Consider the following 15461-nt stretch of genomic DNA (forward strand, 5'->3'; position numbering starts at 1 on the left):
GCGTGCTCAGACTGGGGTGAAGCAATGAACAATATGTTGGCCTGCCCCTCGTGCGGATTGGACAAAACGGAATCGATCGTCCATCGCGGTTCCTACATTCTCCGATGCGCCGCCTGCGGCGAAGCGATTGTCGCCACATCATTCATGGCGATGCGCGACTCGGATCACCTGTGTTCGGCCTTTATCGATCCGGGTCCCGGAAAACCTCCTCGGCCAGAGACGCTCGTCGCGCGTGGACCGCTCCGGCAGATCGCAACGGCAATCAGCGCTGCGGCGAATGATGGAACTCTGATACGTCTGATCCCTGAAGCAAAGGATTGAAGCCCCGCGCCGTTCACCCAGGGCCTCTGAACATTGAAGGTTATGGGGCGCCGTTCGGCCGCCGTCCGCGAGCATATTTGCTGATGAAGAGGATGGGTAGTGCCGTTGCCGCAATAATCGTTTTGCGCGAAACTGCGTCAGGCTTTCAAGATTGAGATCGGGAGATCAAGGCTCAGCTTCTTTCTTCAACTAAAGGGTTTCTATCAACCCCCGAATTCTCTTTTCCACGACGCGCCGCTGCAAATGAGATAGGAGCATTCGTCCTTATTGCCCTCATCCCATCCCGGCCAGCAGATCACGACGCGATGGAATTTGGCGTTGCAAAGCCCGTGATTTGCCAGCGCACGCGGATCATTCAAGAAATACGGGCTTATGGCTTTGTCGCGGGTCCATTCAGGCACCGCCTTCCAATCAGCGGCGCCACCCTCATCGCTCAAGCGGGCGACCTGGCAAGACTTCCAGTTGGACAGCACGATGGTCTGATCGCAGGGAAAAGCCTGGACGGCGCTTGCCAGTAAGATCGAAACCAATGCCGGCAATCGCCGGATGCAAACGACCACGCTCTTCTCCCCCATACCGCTTATTCGCATCGTGCTTCTACCCCCGAGATTCATTGCAGGGATCCTAGCAAAAGGGACTGGATAGGGGGCTGTCCCTAACGAAGGCACTTTGCCACGATCAGGAACTCCGTCTCTCGCCCCCCGATCTTGCCTGCCGAAGTCGTGCGAAGCAGAAGGCCGAAAGCTTCATAGAGCCAATAAAGCGGGGGAATTCGGTCCTTGAGCGCGTGCACCTGCGTCGACACATATTCGCCGACGAAGACCACATCCATGCCGAGTTCCTTCAATGTCCCGGCAATCTCCGAATGGGATGCCTCCGCGGCGTGCTCGACGCGAAAGGGGGCATAGCCCGGCTTTCCGGCGTTTTTCTGCCTGAGAACATAGCGATAGAACAAGACATGGGTCCACCAGGGTGTCAGATCGGTGAAGATCCCCTTGGCTGAGTTCAGGATCGGACCCTTGACGAACACCAGATCACCGGGAGACAGGGTGTCATGGGCCCTCAACAAGGCAGAGCGCGGGCTTTCCAAATGCTCGAGAACGTCCCAGAAGACGCAGGCGTCGAAGTGACGATCTCCATAGTCGATGGTTTGAGCATCGCCGAGGAGCCGCTCAGCGGCGTCCTTGTTCTTCTCGAGCTGCTCCTTGGAGATATCGACAACGGTATATCTCGCTCCTTTCAAGGGGATATGCGTGCGGGAGCCGCCTCCGACCTCAAGAATATTTGTGTCTGTCTTGCTGGAAAAAGCTGATTGTGCGTGTGACAGCGCGTCCTTTACCCACGGCGAAGCCATAATCTTTCCCTCCCGAAAGATTAGCGTTTACGACTATAAGCAAGCATTAATATAATATTTTAGCAATATTTTAAACATATCCAGTCAAGTGGCGTCGTCCGGTCGAATTGGTAGGCAATCCGTCAGCCTAGTTTCGCGCAACCTTCCTGATGTATCCGCAGGTCTGATGATCTTGCGAGGCGCTTCAGCCGGAGGAATGCATGACGGTGGGAATTTTTCGGGCTCTGGCTGCCCTGGCGATGATGACGGGCCTTGCCGGCTGCATCGACCATGCCAATGATCCCGTGCTCCTGGCGGTCGGCGTACCGGTCAATCCGCCTGCTGTTGCGCACGGCCTTTGCATGACCGACGGCAACGCCATGTATGACGAGGCGAGGAAGCAGTATCAGTTGCGCGCCCAGCTGACCGGATATGCCGGGGCCGATGAGCTGGAGGCCGAAACGACGGCGCGCGCCGCCGCCCACCGGCAATATGTCGCCTGCCTCTCCGGCCAGGGCTACCGGACATTATACGCGAATTGAGAACAGAGAATTCACGTTTCCTCACTAGCGCCGTTTGAGCCCTCTTCCTGATCGCGACTTTTCACGTTTTTCGGCGATTTAGTCACGCCGGATCGCCTGCAATCACGAGTTTTGGAAGTTGCATGCAACGGCGGAACTCCGCACCTGGAAAGGCATTCTCTCGAGATAAATCCAGTAAGGAGGGTTTATCATGAAGATGCTCAGTCTCACCCCTTCCACCGCCGCACTCGGCGCCCTTCTCGCCCTCGCGTCGATTGTCCCCGCGCGAGCCGCACCCGTCCAGACGGTTTCCCCGCCAACTGTCTCGGACGTGAAAATGGTGCAATATAAACCACATGCCGGGTCCTGGCATGGCTATCAAGGCTTCCGCACCGAGCGCCCTGGCACCCGTCGCCATTCCGATGGCTACTGGTATCCGCTTGCCGCTTTCGGCGTCGAGGCCGGCACCACGGGCTCCATCGTCAGCCCGCCGGCGAACAGGCCGGCAGCTCCGGAAATGTGCAACCCTACGTTTTCCGGATCGATCGGTCCCGGTAGCATGCCCTGTGATAACGGCTATTGAGCCGGCAAATGAAAGAGGCGGCGATGAGCCGCCTTTTTCTCGATCGGGCCGCCGCTCACATGTCCGTGACCTCTGCTTTGGCACCGTAGTATGTGACAGATCGCCTTCCTAACTCCGGGGCGTAAATTCCCCGAATCCTCCCAAGGAGACGATTATGACCACGACTTTCAAGCACGGCCTGATGGCCGCTGCCTTCGGCGCAATCCTCGGCCTCTCGGCCTTCTCGGCCACGGCAGCTCCCCTCCAGTCGAGCGCGACAGAGCAGGGTGCAGCCACGCGTCCGGTTGCCCAACAAGAAACCAAGGTTGAGCACGACAGGCGCACGACCGGTTCGATCGGCGAGCGCGCCTCGGAAACCACGGGCTCGACACATTATATGATGAACCCGAAGAAGCCGCTCAACCAGGATTGCAAGCTCGGCTTCAACCCGACCAGCAGCTCCAGCTGCAACTACTGACAAGGCGCTTCGGCGTTTTCGCGATCGTGAGCGGCCCGCTATGGGCTGAAGGGGCGGCCTCAGGGTCGCCCTTTCGCATGCGGGGTGACTGGTTGCGCTGGGTCGATTGTCGCCCGCCTGGAAAATGTTGCGCTGAATGCAAAAATGCAATAAGTACAGAATCATGCAAACTGGTGACAGTGGGTGTTGCGAAAAGCCGCAGCGAAGAGCGATTGACGCGTCTGCCTTGGAATTGCCATGCTCGCCGCGATGGTCGCATTTCATAATCAATCGAATTTCAGACAGGTGGGATAGTCATGACTGCAAAGGCCGCATGCTCCGATTTCCTGCATTTTTTCCGCTCCTGGATCAGCAACCCGCTTCGGGTCGCGGCCATCGCGCCGTCGGGGGATTCGCTTGCCAGGATCATGACCAGTGAAATTGCCGAACTCGACGGTCCGATCATCGAGCTCGGCCCGGGAACCGGCGTCTTTACCCGGGCGCTGCTGGCGCGCGGCATCAGCGAGGCGGATCTGACCCTGATCGAGTATGGCCCGGAGTTCATCAATTCGCTGCAGGCGCGTTTCCCCACGGCGCGCGTGTTGCAGATGGATGCCGCCCATCTCGCCCATGCCGATATTTTCGAAGGCGAACCGGTCGGCGCCGTTGTCAGCGGCCTGCCGCTTTTGTCCATGTCGCCGCGCAAGATCGCCTCGATCATGGCCGGCGCCTTCGCCTACATGCGGCCGGGTGGGGCCGTTTATCAGTTTACCTATGGCCCGCGTTGCCCGGTGCCGCGGCCGATCCTCGACCGTCTCGGCCTGAAGGCGGTGCGCATCGGCGGCACGGTGCGCAACCTGCCGCCGGCCTCCGTCTACCGGATTTCGCGTCGCAAGCCGCTGGAGCTGTCGCGCGAGCGCATCGGCTATCGCCAGAGCGAGACTGAAATCGACGACGTCGCCGCCTTTTCCAACGAAACCGGCGGCTGAACGATGATGCCGGGCCGGAATGGCTGAGAACAAGCGGACGGAGACAACCGAAGGCAGGCGGGAACGCAAGCGGCGGCAGACGCGCGAGCGCATCGAGCAGGCGGCGATGACCCTCTTTCTGCAGCGCGGCTTCGAGGCCACGACGATCGAGGACATCACCGAGGCGGCCGATGTCTCCAAGCGCAGTTTCTTCGATTATTTCCCCTCCAAGGAAGAGGTGGTTTTCGCCTGGCAGGATGCCTTCGCCGATCGCCTGATGGCGGCGGTCGCGGCAAGGCCGGCGGCAGAATCCTCGGTCGCGGCGGTCGAGGCGGCAATCACCGCAACCGTCATCGCCTCGGTTGACGAGCCTGGCCTGGCGCTTGGCGAACTCATCCACCGCACGCCGGCGCTGAGAGCCCGCGACCAGCTGAAATACGCCAGGCTCGAACAGAAGCTCGCCGAGGCGCTGCTTCTGCGCAAGGGAAATGACCCGCTCGAGCGGCCCCGCATGCGCCTCCTTGCGGCAATCGTCATCGGTGCGTTGCGCGTCGGGGCTGAGCTCTGGCAGCAGCGCTCGCCGGGCGCCTCGCTTGAGGATTTCGCCCGGGAGATTTTCGCCGACCTCTGGAAGATGCTGGCGGAATTCGGCGACGAGGCAAAGACCAGGCTTTGACGCAGACCGCCTGAGGATCAGTGCGCTCTCCCCAAGTGTCGGATCGATGTCGATGTTTCCGCTCATCCCTATCATCAGGGCCCTTTCATCGGAACTGGGCCGTCCTATATGTGCAAGCGTCGCAGCGGCCACATTCTGCTGATCCCCACGATGGGCGGATCATCACCATGGCGGGCATCGCTTTCGATCAGGGCAGACATTCGCGCTCGAAGGCATCTCCGAAAGCCTCGGCATTCGTGCCGCGGCTGTTGAACCCGCCTCCGACCGTTCCACCGATTTCAATGATTGATTGATAAGAGAGGAAAGACCATGTCCAGTTACAACGCAGGAAAGTCAGGCACATTCAAGATCGGCGGCGATATCGAGATCAACCGTCTCGGTTTCGGCGCCATGCGCGTCACCGGCAAGGGCATCTGGGGCGAGCCTTCCGATCATGCCGAATCCATCCGCACGCTGAAGCGCCTGCCGGAACTCGGCGTCAACTTCATCGATACGGCCGATTCCTATGGCCCCGATGTCTCCGAATGGCTGATCAAGGAAGCGCTGCATCCCTATGGCGGCAAGTCGGTCATCGCCACCAAGGGCGGCTTGACCCGCCACGGTCCCGATATCTGGCTGCCCGTCGGACGTCCGGAATACCTGATCCAGCAGGCGCATAAGAGCCTGCGCAACCTCGGCGTCGAGCAGATCGATCTCTGGCAGTTGCACAGGATCGATCAGAAGGTGCCGGCCAAGGAACAGTTCGATGCGATCAAATCGCTGCTCGATAGCGGCCTTATCCGCCATGCGGGTCTGAGCGAGGTGTCCGTTGCCGACATCGAGGCCGCCTCGAAGCATTTCAAGGTCGTGACCGTCCAGAACCGCTACAATCTCGTTGATCGCACCAGCGAGGACGTGCTCGATTACTGCGCCAAGCACAATATCGGCTTCATCCCGTGGTACCCGCTGGCCGCCGGCGACCTCGCCAAGCCCGGCTCACTGCTCGATACGATCGCCAAAAAGCACAATGCCGCGCCAAGCCAGATCGCGCTCGCCTGGGTGCTGAAGCGCAGCCCGGTCATGCTGCCGATCCCCGGCACCTCCAAGGTCAAGCATCTCGAGGAAAACGTCGCGGCCGTCGACATCACCCTCTCGAACGAGGAATTCTCCGCCCTCGACGCCGAAGGCCGGAAGCTCTTCAAGGCTGCTTGACGGGCGAACCCACGGCTTTCCGGTTTGCGCGGATGGCTGCCCCTCACCCTAACCCTCTCCCCGTTCTGACGGGGAGAGGGGGACGTGCCCTGCGAGAGGTAACGGGAATCGAGAGGGCGCGGCATATCCCCTTCGCCCCGTTGACGGGGGTCCGAAGGACGGGTCGATACCCGTGGCTCGACCCCGGTTGGTGCCGGCAGGCGGATGAGGGGCAAGCCATCGGCGATCCCCGAGGCTCCAAATTTTCGGCATAATTTTGACCATCCGGTCAAACATGCTGCAAAATGAGGCGGTGACCTGTTATTTTGAGGGCAAGCATTGCGCCCAGTGCATTGCTGCATTGCGGTATTTTCGCTATTCCGAATCAAAAGAATTGGCTATTACTATCTTCGTAAGCAGCGCACTCCTCCTCCCAGCGCTCTTACATCGGACTGACAACACTCCTCCTCCCAGTTGTCAGTCAGGATCAAGAGCCCGGCGCACCTCCTCCCGCGTCGGGCTTTTTTCTTTTCCCCCAAGTCTCTCCCCCCAAAGTCTCTTGCCCCCAAGTCGAAATCGATCAATTGCCGATCCGGGCAACCCTGGTCCTGCGGTTTTCACGAGGGATTGCGCAAAACAAAGGCTTCCACCTCCCGCGGTTTGACTCGGCAAGCCACGTCGGACTATTTGAACGGGCGCCGCCTGTCCGGTGCGTGAACCGATTGGAGTTTGGTCATGATCGGCAAAAGGCGCGCCGCGCGCGCGGCCCTGACAGGTCTTCTGGTTGCAACGATGGTGCTCGCCGGCTGCGGCGGCAGGCCGGTCGGTGTCATGCAGGCGGCCGGCACCGTCGCCCCCGGCACCTCCAAGGTCGATCTTCTCGTCGCGACGACGCGCGCTGCCGACGACAATCCCGCCGTGCTTTTCTCCGGTGAGCGCGGCACCGGGCTCGCCGTCAATGCCGTCGATGTCTCCATCCCGCCGGAAGCCAATCGCAAGGTCGGCCAGGTGCAATGGCCAAGCCGCCTGCCGGCCGATCCGCTGCGCGATTTCGTCACCGTTTCCGTCGATCCCCTGGAAGGCGAGCGGGCCGGCGAGACCTGGCTGAAGACCCATATGCCGAAGAGCCGCCGGGTGCTGGTCTTCGTGCACGGCTTCAACAATCGCTATGAGGATGCCGTCTACCGCTTCGCGCAGATCGTCCATGATTCGCATGCCGACGTCGCGCCCGTCGTCTTCACCTGGCCGTCGCGCGGCAGCATCTTCGATTATAATTACGACAAGGAAAGCACCAACTATTCCCGCGACGCGCTGGAGGAATTGTTGACCCGCACCGCCGCCAATCCTGCTGTCAGCGATGTCACCATCATGGCCCATTCGATGGGCACGTGGCTCACCGTCGAAGCGCTCAGGCAGATGGCGATCCGCAACGGTCATGTCGCTCCGAAGATCAACAATGTCATCCTCGCTTCGCCGGATCTCGATGTCGACGTCTTCGGCCGCCAGTTCGCCAGCCTCGGCAAGGAAAGGCCGCACTTCACCATCTTCGTCTCGCAGGACGACCGGGCTCTGGCGCTGTCGCGGCGCATCTCCGGCAATGTCGACCGGCTCGGCCAGATCGATCCCTCCGTCGAACCCTATCGCAGCAAGCTCGAGGCGGCCGGCATCACCGTGCTCGATCTCACCAAGCTCAAGGGCGGCGACCGGCTGAACCACGGCAAGTTCGCTGAAAGCCCTGAGGTGGTGAAGCTGATCGGCGACCGGCTGATTGCCGGCCAGACGATCACCGATTCCAATGTCGGGCTCGGAGAGGCCGTCGGCGCGGTGGCGATGGGCGCTGCCCAGACGGCCGGAAGTGCTGTCAGCGTGGCCGTCAGCACGCCGATCGCGATCTTCGATCCGCGCACCCGGCGCAACTATGATGCCCAGCTGAAGCGTCTCGGCCAGTCGATGAACAATACCGTCGGTTCGGTCGGCGACAGCGTCGGCGCCGGCCTGCCGGAAAGCCAGTAAAAATTCCACAGAGCAATTCCAGCAAAAGTGCACAGCGGTTTTGCGTTTCGGAATTGCGAAAAACAAAGAGATCTCTAGGCATGGCATCTTGATGTGATATATCAGATTCACGACGGCAATTCTGTCTGCCGTGCGATGGATTGATGGCATGGCGGATGAGACGAAGAAGAGTGTGGCGGTCGTCGGCGCGGGCGTGATCGGCGCCTCGATCGCTTTCGAGCTGCAGCGGCGCGGCCTTGACGTGACGCTGATCGACAAGGGCGAGCCGGGTCGCGGCACCTCTTTCGGCAATATGGCAAGCATCGCGCTGGATTTTGCCGCCGGTTCCGGCCCTTCGACCTGGAAGAAGATCCCTGGCTGGCTGCTCGATCCGGAAGGCCCGGTCTGGCTGCGGCCCTCCTATGCCGCCAGAATGCTGCCCTGGTTCCTGCGCTTCCTCGCCGCCGGGCGGCCCTCGCGTCTCCGAGAGATCGAAGATGCCGGCATGAGCCTGTCCAACCGCACGCTCAGCGATTTCAGACAGATGCTCCAGGCGATCGGCGCAACCGAGTTGATGACCGAGGAGGGTTGCCTGGCGATCTACGAGACGGAGGCGGAATTCGCCGCCGATCGCGGCCATCTCGCCATGATGCAGCGCTACGGCCTCGAATTCGAGGTTTTGAGCAACGGCGCCATCCAATATTACGAACCCACGCTTTCGCCGGCGATCGCCAAAGCCGTGCTGCTCCCCGACAACAAGTCGATCCGCGACCCCTATAAGCTCGTGGTGAAACTCACCGACGCCGCAAAGGCTGCGGGCACGACTTTCGTTTCCGGCTCTGTGCGGAATATCGAGCGCCGGGGCGATGGCGTCGCCGTCGTTCTCCTCGAGGATGGCAGGCGTATCGAGGCGGGTTCGGTCGTGCTTGCCGCCGGCGTCCACACCCGTTTCCTTGCCGAAAAGCTCGGCGAGCCGATCCCGCTCGAAACCGAGCGCGGCTATCACACGCAGATCATGAAGCCCGGCATCTCCATGCGCTATTCGGTGATCTGGCCGCATCGCGCCTTCATGGTGACGCCGACGGCGGGCGGCATTCGTGTCGGCGGCAATGTCGAGCTCGCCGGTCTCGCTGCCGCGCCGGATTTCCGCCGTCCGCGGGTGCTGGTGCGCCATGCCCAGCGCGCGCTGCCCGGCCTGAAGGTCGAGGAGAGGACGGAATGGATGGGGCATCGCCCGGCGCTGCCCGATACGATCCCGATCATTTCGCCATCGTCGAAAATGCCCGGTGTTTTTTATGCGACCGGCCACGGCCATCTCGGCCTGACCTTTTCGGCAACGACAGCGCTGGTGATCGCCGATATGGTGACCGGGCTCAAACCATCCCTCGATGTGACCCCGTTCCGCATAGACCGCTATTAGGAGGCCCCGATGTCCGAAACCACCAAACCCGTTGCGCTGATCACCGGCGGCGGCCGCGGCATGGGCGAGGCGATCGCCCGCGAGCTTTCCGCGCAGGGCTATCAGCTGGCGCTGATGTCGCCGTCGGAAAGCTGTGAGAAGCTGGCGGCCGAACTCGGCGGTGTCGCCTCGCGCGGCGTGGCCGAAAAGGCCGAGGATCTCAAGGCGATCTTCGACCTGACGATGAAGACCTATGGCCGCATCGACGCCGTCGTCAACCTGAGCGGCCATCCACCGAAGGGCGACCTGCTCGATATTTCGGACGAGAACTGGACGCTCGGTTCCGACATGATGATCCTGTCGCTGGTGCGCATGGCCCGCCTGGTGACGCCGGTCATGCTGAAACAGGGCAAGGGCGCCTTCGTCAACATTACCACCTTCGCGGCCTACGAGCCGTCGCTGGTCTTCCCGGTTTCCTGCACCTACCGCGCCGCCGCCGGCGCCTTCACCAAGCTCTATTCCGATCGTTATGCGGCCGACAATATCCGCATGAACTGCATCCTGCCGGGTTATATCGACAGTCTCAACCACAAGCCCGAGACCGCCGAGAAGGTGCCGATGAAGCGCATCGGCCATGTGGAGGAGATCGCCAAGACCGCGGCCTTCCTGCTCTCCGACGGCGCGGGTTATATCACCGGCCAGAATATTCGCGTCGATGGCGGCGTCACCCGTCACGTCTGATCTGGAGTTTTCGATATGAGATGGAAGCGCACCATCCAGCTGCTGGATGTCCATGCCGAAGGTGAGATCGGCCGCGTCGCGATTGGCGGCGTGCCGAAGATCCCAGGCGATACCATTGCCGCCCAGCTGCATTGGCTGAACACCGATCCGAAGGGTGACGAACTGCGCCGCTTCCTCTGCCTGGAGCCGCGCGGCGCGCCGATCGGCTCGGTCAACCTGCTGCTGCCGGCACGGCACCCGGAGGCGGACGCCGCCTTCATCATCCTGCAGCCCGACCAGGCGCATGCGAGCTCCGGCTCGAACTCGATCTGCGTCACCACGGCACTGCTCGAATCCGGCATCGTCGAGATGAAGGAGCCGGAGACGACAGTCACGCTCGAAACCGCCGCCGGCCTCGTCAAGGCGACGGCGACCTGCCGCGACGGGCGCTGCGAGAAGGTCAAGCTGACCATGGTGCCGTCCTTCGTCCATGAGCTCGATGTCGCAATCGACACGCCGCATTGGGGAAAGATCAAGGCCGACATCTGCTATGGCGGCATCTTCTATGCGCTGGTCGATGTCGGCCAGATCAATCTGACGATCGAGAAGGCCAATGCCGCCGGCCTCGTCCAGGCCGGCATGGTCCTCAAGGAGCTGATCAACCGCGACATCAAGGTCGTTCATCCCGAGATCCCGGCGATCTCGGGCGTCGCCTATGTCATGTTCCGTGATACCGAAGCCGATGGCACGGTGCGCACCTGCACCACCATGTGGCCAGGCCGGGCCGACCGCTCGCCCTGCGGCACCGGCAATTCCGCCAATCTCGCCACGCTTTATGCCCGCGGCAAGGCCAAGGTCGGCGACATCTTCACCTCGAAGTCGATCATCGGCTCCGAATTCGAAGTCGGCCTCCAGGCGGTGACCGAAGTGGCCGGCCGCCCCGCCGTCATCCCCACCATCACCGGCCGCGGCTTCACCTTCGGCCTGACCCAGGTGGCCTTGGACCCTTTCGATCCGCATCCGAACGGTTTTGCGCTGACGGATGTCTGGGGGCCATCGGCGGGAGAGATTTGAACGTTCAGGACAGTGTGAGCGATCTTCTATAGCGCGCAAAAACACCCGGCGCAGGCCGCAAGATCAACTGGTCCATAGTGACGACGTGGGCCGCGTTGACAAGATGGCTAATTACGTCGAACCGTGTCCTCGACGTTTCACCGATAGGCACGCGATAGAACCATGCAAGTATCAAGTCCCCAAGAGGCCTACCCTCAGATAGGAACCGTTGCCAATCCCGCAGTGCTGTACGACGGGAACGACGCTTTCGTGTGCTATGAAGCCTCTGCGCGCGGGGGAGGCTACAATGTCGTGCTCAAATTCGGTGAGGTGATCGATTTCCGAATAACCCCCATGAACGTTCACGGCCTGAGAGAGTGCAGGTACCCGGTCAATCCGTGGGCTTTCAATGAGATTATTGGCGGTGAGGAGACAGCCAAATGGAAGGTCCTCAATCCACGACTTTGGCTTATATCTTTCAATGACGTCATGATCGAAGTGATCTTCGAGACGGTGTCTCTCATCAGCCAAGACGCAGAAGGCGGTCCACAACATAAAACGCTGATTGGCGCCCTGCGATGAGCGATATCGAAACTATTACCCTGTGGCGTCCGGTCGGGCCTGAGGAACTGGCACTTATTCGTGATCTCGACATGCGCGGATTTCCTCCGCGCTTGCCAGACCAGCCGATCTTTTATCCTGTGCTGTCGGAAGATTATGCCATCAAGATCGCGCGCGACTGGAATGTGCCGAGAAGCGGGTCAGGCTTCGTCACGAAGTTTGACGTGAGAAAGGATTACCTCGACGGCCATGCGGTTCAGCAAGCGGGCGGCCGGGCGCATCTCGAATATTGGATATCTGCCGAGGAGATGGATCAGTTCAACGCGGCGATCGTCGGAACGATCAAGGTCACGAAGACCTTTCCGTAACCGCTTCCCGCCGGCGTCGTCCTGACGGGACGGTTCGCGCGAATGGCTGCCCCTCACCCTAACCCTCTCCCCGTAAAAACGGGGAGAGGGGACGTGCCATACAAGAGGCCAATGGCGAACGGAAAGGGCGCGGCATATCCCCTTCGCCCCGCAAGCGGGGAGAAGGTGGCGGCAGCCGGATGAGGGGCAGCGGCACGCGCCGACGATATTACCAAGCTTCCGCGACCGATTGGCCAAAGGTGACGCAGGAGCATTCGCGTAACGATATTCGAAACGCGGTCAGCCCCGCCTGCGTTCAGCAGCCCCGGTTCGCGTGTCCCAACCCAGCATGGCCAGCTCGGCGACGGCCTCCAGTTCGCCGCGGGTCGCTCCGTCGCGGGCCAGGATCGACATGCCATTCTGAACGGTCTGGACGAAGCGGGCAAGCGCGTGGACGTCGGTCGAGACCGGAATTTCGCCTTCTGATATCGCCTGGTTCAGGCGCAGCTTCAGGCGGTCGAGCGTGATGGCGCGGGCAGTTCGCACGAGTTCGCCGAGTTCCACATGGCCCTCGCTGCCGACCGAAGAGAGCGCCACCATGCAGCCGCGCGGAATATCCACGACACAGCCGGTCAGGGCAGCGGCCGAATCCATCAGAAGCGACATCACCGCTTCACGGGCCGTGCCTGCGGAAAAGAAGCCTGCCCAGACCAGCGCCTCGTTGTTGTCGCGATAGTGGCGCAATGCCTCGGCATAGAGCGCCTCCTTCGAGCCGAATGCCGCGTAAAGACTCGGCGATCCGATCCCCATCGCCTCGGTGAGATCGGCGATCGAGGTCGCCTCGAAGCCCTTGATCCAGAACAGGCGGGTTGCCCGCGCCAAGGCTGTTTCCCGATCGAACGCCCGCGGCCGCCCGCGACTGCGGGCAGGGGTTTCATTGACGTTCGACATCTCATCCGATTTTTGCATCGATCATTATATAAACCCATTGACACCCCATCGCAACGTACCTAGCTATTTATGTGTCGATCACTACAGAAAGAGAAGATCATGACAGAACTGGCTGGAAAGCGTGCCCTCGTCACAGGTGGCTCGCGTGGTATTGGCGCCGCCATCGCATTGGCGCTTGCCGACAAAGGTGCTGACGTCGCCATCACCTATGAGCGTTCGGCCGATCGCGCCGCCGAAGTCGTCCGGGCGATCGAGCGCAAGGACCGCAAGGCGCTTGCCATCCAGGCCGACAGCGCCGATCCGGCAGCCGTCAAGCGCTCGGTCGACGAGGCTGCCCAGGCACTTGGCGGTCTCGACATTCTCGTCAACAATGCCGCAATCGCGCTTTATGGTGCGATCGCCGACGTCAGCGTCGAGCAGATCGATGCGCTGCTGGATGTCAATGTGCGGTCGCCTCTGCTCGCTTCGCAGGCCGCCATTCCCTATCTGCAGGCGGGAGGCCGCGTCATCACGATCGGCTCGGTCGGCGCCGAGCGCATCGTCGGTGACACCGGTACGGTCTATTTCATGACAAAATCCGCGCTTCATTCGTTTACCCGCGGCCTCGCGCGGGAACTCGGATCTCGCGATATCACCGTAAACCTCGTCCAGCCGGGTTCGACCGACACCGATATGAATCCCGCAGACGGCGACTTCGCCGACTTCCAGCGCGCCCTCATCCCACTTGGCCGTTATGGCGAGCCGGAAGATGTGGCGGCCGCTGTGGCTTTCCTCGCAAGCCCTGCTGCAAGGCACATCACCGGAACCATCCTCACAGTCGATGGCGGCTTGAACACCTGAATCGGGATATGTTGCCGCGGGCCTGCAAAAGGACAGAGACCGACAGATGTCGGTCCCTGTCTTTCGTTGAGAGGGCAGGGTTTGGGGGATATCGAGCCGTATCCGTGGTCTGAGCGATCGACGAAGTGACGGACCGCCGAGCCACGCGCTAGCCGGAAGGGGTGACGGCCAGGATCGTATCGGAGAGCCTGTGGCCGGGTGTGGGGGTCGCGTGCAATGCGCGCTCCGCGTAACTGTGCAGCAGCGCAGGATCGTCGATCACATGTGCCGGGACTGCGTAGTAGCGGCGAACCGTCACCTCCCTGCCGGCGGCGCGGTAGCTGAACGGTTCGGAGCCATCTGCCTCGAACTCCGCGCGCATCGCTTCGTCGACGCGGAGATACAAAGTGCCTTTCATGACGAATCCGAACTGCGCGCCGTTTCGGATCAGGGCGGATCCGCCGAAGAAGCGCCGGATATCGACGCCGCCGGCCGGGGCGATCTGGCTCGCAAAGTCGAGCGCCAGCCCGCGTGTCGCCTCGCTACTCATCGTGCTGCGCCGCCAGCGGATCGAAGAAGCCGGTAATCGCGCCGAGCCGGCCATCGGATATCACCCCGAAGCTCGTGCCGGCCTGCAAGACCCTCTCGTCTTGGCGCAGTGCCCAGCGCGCCAGCGAACGGTCATTGTGGTGGAGAACACTCAATATCTTGAACCGGCCTCCCGGCATGCTCTCCTTGAAGCCGGCCATATAAGCCGAGAGACCGGCGCGCCCCGCGATCGCTCCATTCGGGTCGCAATAGGTCACATCGTCCGCGAGGCAAGCCAGCATCTCCGGCTCGCGAGCATCAGCATCCAGCGACCAGATGGCCGCATATCGATTCCAGAGTGCCTCAGGTGTCATCACATCGTCTCCAGTTGATTGAATTCGTCTTCTATCGCCTGCCGCAGGTCGGCCTTGTCATCGCCGCCGCGAATGAGCACGAGGAGACCCTGATAGAAGGCCAGAAGGCGGGTGGCTGTCCTGTCCGCCTTGGCTCCATCGCCGTCCCGAGCAAAGGCCGACGCCTCGGTGAGCCGCGAGCGGAATGTGGTGCGAAGGAGGCCGAGCGCCGCCTTGACACGGGGATGTGGATTGACACCACCGCCAAATTCCACCGCCATATTGGTGATCAGGCAGCCGAGCGAGCCATCGTCGGGCTCATGCAGGAGTGACAGGAACAATTCGCGCAGGCCTTGAAGCCCGCTTCCTGGCGGCGCAAACCGCTCGATGCGTCCCTCGAGTACCGTCCGGTTGTAATGCCCGAACGCCGCATCGAAGAGGCCGGCCTTGTCGCCGAAGGCGTGATAGATGCTGCCGCCTTTGAGCCCCGTCGCCTCCTCGAGGTCTCGGATTGATACAGCTTGATAGCCCTGCTTGCGAAAGATGTGCATCGCCCCCGTCAGCACCGCCTCCTCATCGAATTCCCGCGTTCGGCCCATCGTCACTCCGATTCTTTATCGATTGTTCTAGAATGATTGATAAAGAATTGAAATGCAACGGCCTCCCCGTGACTTTCGGCAAAAATTCTTGCCGGCCGACCTCAGTTTATCCCAAGCGCGTGGGCATCCGT

Annotated in this window: 20 protein-coding genes; 14 read left to right on the top strand and 6 right to left on the bottom strand. The window is 61.4% G+C overall.

Annotation, left to right across the window (positions count from 1 at the left end; all coding sequences use genetic code 11):
* The first annotated feature begins 24 nt into the window (after positions 1–24).
* Positions 25–321, top strand: a complete 297-nt coding sequence (locus CUJ84_RS38590) for a hypothetical protein (RefSeq protein ID WP_105004778.1) — start codon at positions 25–27, stop codon at positions 319–321.
* Positions 322–524: 203 nt separating this feature from the next.
* Here the strand turns inward: CUJ84_RS38590 and CUJ84_RS00475 are convergent, their stop codons facing one another.
* Positions 525–911: a hypothetical protein gene (locus CUJ84_RS00475; RefSeq protein ID WP_245457563.1), complete on the bottom strand. Its 387-nt coding sequence runs from the start codon at positions 909–911 to the stop codon at positions 525–527.
* Positions 912–976: 65 nt separating this feature from the next.
* Positions 977–1675: a class I SAM-dependent methyltransferase gene (locus CUJ84_RS00480; RefSeq protein WP_105004780.1), complete on the bottom strand. Its 699-nt coding sequence runs from the start codon at positions 1673–1675 to the stop codon at positions 977–979.
* A 200-nt stretch (positions 1676–1875) separates the two neighbouring features.
* Here CUJ84_RS00480 and CUJ84_RS00485 point away from each other — a divergent pair, with 200 nt between their 5' ends.
* The 12 genes from CUJ84_RS00485 (at position 1876) to CUJ84_RS00540 (ending at position 12101) form a co-directional block, all read left to right on the top strand.
* The gene (locus CUJ84_RS00485; protein ID WP_027681946.1) at positions 1876–2196 is read left to right on the top strand and encodes a hypothetical protein; all 321 of its coding nucleotides are present in this window, start codon (positions 1876–1878) and stop codon (positions 2194–2196) included.
* Positions 2197–2386: 190 nt separating this feature from the next.
* Complete coding sequence (locus tag CUJ84_RS00490) at positions 2387–2758, top strand: cell surface protein (RefSeq protein WP_105004781.1); 372 nt, start codon at positions 2387–2389, stop codon at positions 2756–2758.
* A gap of 154 nt (positions 2759–2912) precedes the next feature.
* A complete protein-coding gene (locus tag CUJ84_RS00495) occupies positions 2913–3215 on the top strand; it encodes a hypothetical protein (RefSeq protein ID WP_027681944.1) in 303 nt (100 codons plus the stop codon).
* Positions 3216–3511: 296 nt separating this feature from the next.
* Positions 3512–4183 carry a class I SAM-dependent methyltransferase gene (locus CUJ84_RS00500; protein ID WP_105004782.1) on the top strand — a complete coding sequence of 224 codons (672 nt, stop codon included), beginning with the start codon at positions 3512–3514 and terminating at the stop codon, positions 4181–4183.
* A gap of 19 nt (positions 4184–4202) precedes the next feature.
* Positions 4203–4838: a TetR family transcriptional regulator gene (locus tag CUJ84_RS00505; protein ID WP_027681942.1), complete on the top strand. Its 636-nt coding sequence runs from the start codon at positions 4203–4205 to the stop codon at positions 4836–4838.
* Positions 4839–5147: 309 nt separating this feature from the next.
* Positions 5148–6029: an aldo/keto reductase gene (locus CUJ84_RS00510; RefSeq protein ID WP_105004783.1), complete on the top strand. Its 882-nt coding sequence runs from the start codon at positions 5148–5150 to the stop codon at positions 6027–6029.
* Positions 6030–6743: 714 nt separating this feature from the next.
* A complete protein-coding gene (locus tag CUJ84_RS00515) occupies positions 6744–8021 on the top strand; it encodes an alpha/beta hydrolase (RefSeq protein WP_105004784.1) in 1278 nt (425 codons plus the stop codon).
* A gap of 148 nt (positions 8022–8169) precedes the next feature.
* Positions 8170–9420 carry an NAD(P)/FAD-dependent oxidoreductase gene (locus CUJ84_RS00520; protein ID WP_105004785.1) on the top strand — a complete coding sequence of 417 codons (1251 nt, stop codon included), beginning with the start codon at positions 8170–8172 and terminating at the stop codon, positions 9418–9420.
* Between the two features lie 9 nt (positions 9421–9429).
* Positions 9430–10140, top strand: coding sequence for an SDR family oxidoreductase (locus CUJ84_RS00525; protein WP_105004786.1), 711 nt, complete (start codon positions 9430–9432; stop codon positions 10138–10140).
* Positions 10141–10155: 15 nt separating this feature from the next.
* Positions 10156–11193, top strand: a complete 1038-nt coding sequence (locus tag CUJ84_RS00530) for a 4-hydroxyproline epimerase (RefSeq protein ID WP_105004787.1) — start codon at positions 10156–10158, stop codon at positions 11191–11193.
* 162 nt (positions 11194–11355) lie between these two features.
* The gene (locus tag CUJ84_RS00535; RefSeq protein ID WP_105004788.1) at positions 11356–11754 is read left to right on the top strand and encodes a hypothetical protein; all 399 of its coding nucleotides are present in this window, start codon (positions 11356–11358) and stop codon (positions 11752–11754) included.
* A complete protein-coding gene (locus CUJ84_RS00540) occupies positions 11751–12101 on the top strand; it encodes an ADP-ribosylation/crystallin J1 (RefSeq protein WP_105004789.1) in 351 nt (116 codons plus the stop codon). The genes CUJ84_RS00535 and CUJ84_RS00540 overlap by 4 nt, the downstream gene beginning before the upstream one ends.
* Positions 12102–12380: 279 nt before the next feature.
* On the opposite strand, the gene CUJ84_RS00545 is transcribed toward CUJ84_RS00540, so the two are convergent.
* A complete protein-coding gene (locus CUJ84_RS00545; RefSeq protein WP_199788754.1) occupies positions 12381–13049 on the bottom strand; it encodes a TetR/AcrR family transcriptional regulator in 669 nt (222 codons plus the stop codon).
* An 81-nt stretch (positions 13050–13130) separates the two neighbouring features.
* Here CUJ84_RS00545 and CUJ84_RS00550 point away from each other — a divergent pair, with 81 nt between their 5' ends.
* Positions 13131–13871, top strand: coding sequence for an SDR family NAD(P)-dependent oxidoreductase (locus CUJ84_RS00550; protein ID WP_105004790.1), 741 nt, complete (start codon positions 13131–13133; stop codon positions 13869–13871).
* A gap of 148 nt (positions 13872–14019) precedes the next feature.
* On the opposite strand, the gene CUJ84_RS00555 is transcribed toward CUJ84_RS00550, so the two are convergent.
* The 3 genes from CUJ84_RS00555 to CUJ84_RS00565 are packed head-to-tail and all read right to left on the bottom strand — an operon-like array spanning position 14020 to position 15330.
* On the bottom strand, positions 14020–14400 hold the full coding sequence (locus CUJ84_RS00555; protein ID WP_105004791.1) for a TfoX/Sxy family protein: 381 nt from the start codon (positions 14398–14400) through the stop codon (positions 14020–14022).
* Complete coding sequence (locus CUJ84_RS00560) at positions 14393–14752, bottom strand: nuclear transport factor 2 family protein (protein ID WP_105004792.1); 360 nt, start codon at positions 14750–14752, stop codon at positions 14393–14395. Before CUJ84_RS00560 ends, CUJ84_RS00555 begins: the two co-directional genes overlap by 8 nt.
* Positions 14752–15330 carry a TetR/AcrR family transcriptional regulator gene (locus CUJ84_RS00565; protein WP_105004793.1) on the bottom strand — a complete coding sequence of 193 codons (579 nt, stop codon included), beginning with the start codon at positions 15328–15330 and terminating at the stop codon, positions 14752–14754. Before CUJ84_RS00565 ends, CUJ84_RS00560 begins: the two co-directional genes overlap by 1 nt.
* Positions 15331–15461: the final 131 nt, after the last annotated feature.

The organism is Rhizobium leguminosarum (assembly GCF_002953715.1).
In the GTDB taxonomy this organism is placed as follows: Bacteria; Pseudomonadota; Alphaproteobacteria; order Rhizobiales; family Rhizobiaceae; genus Rhizobium; species Rhizobium leguminosarum_V.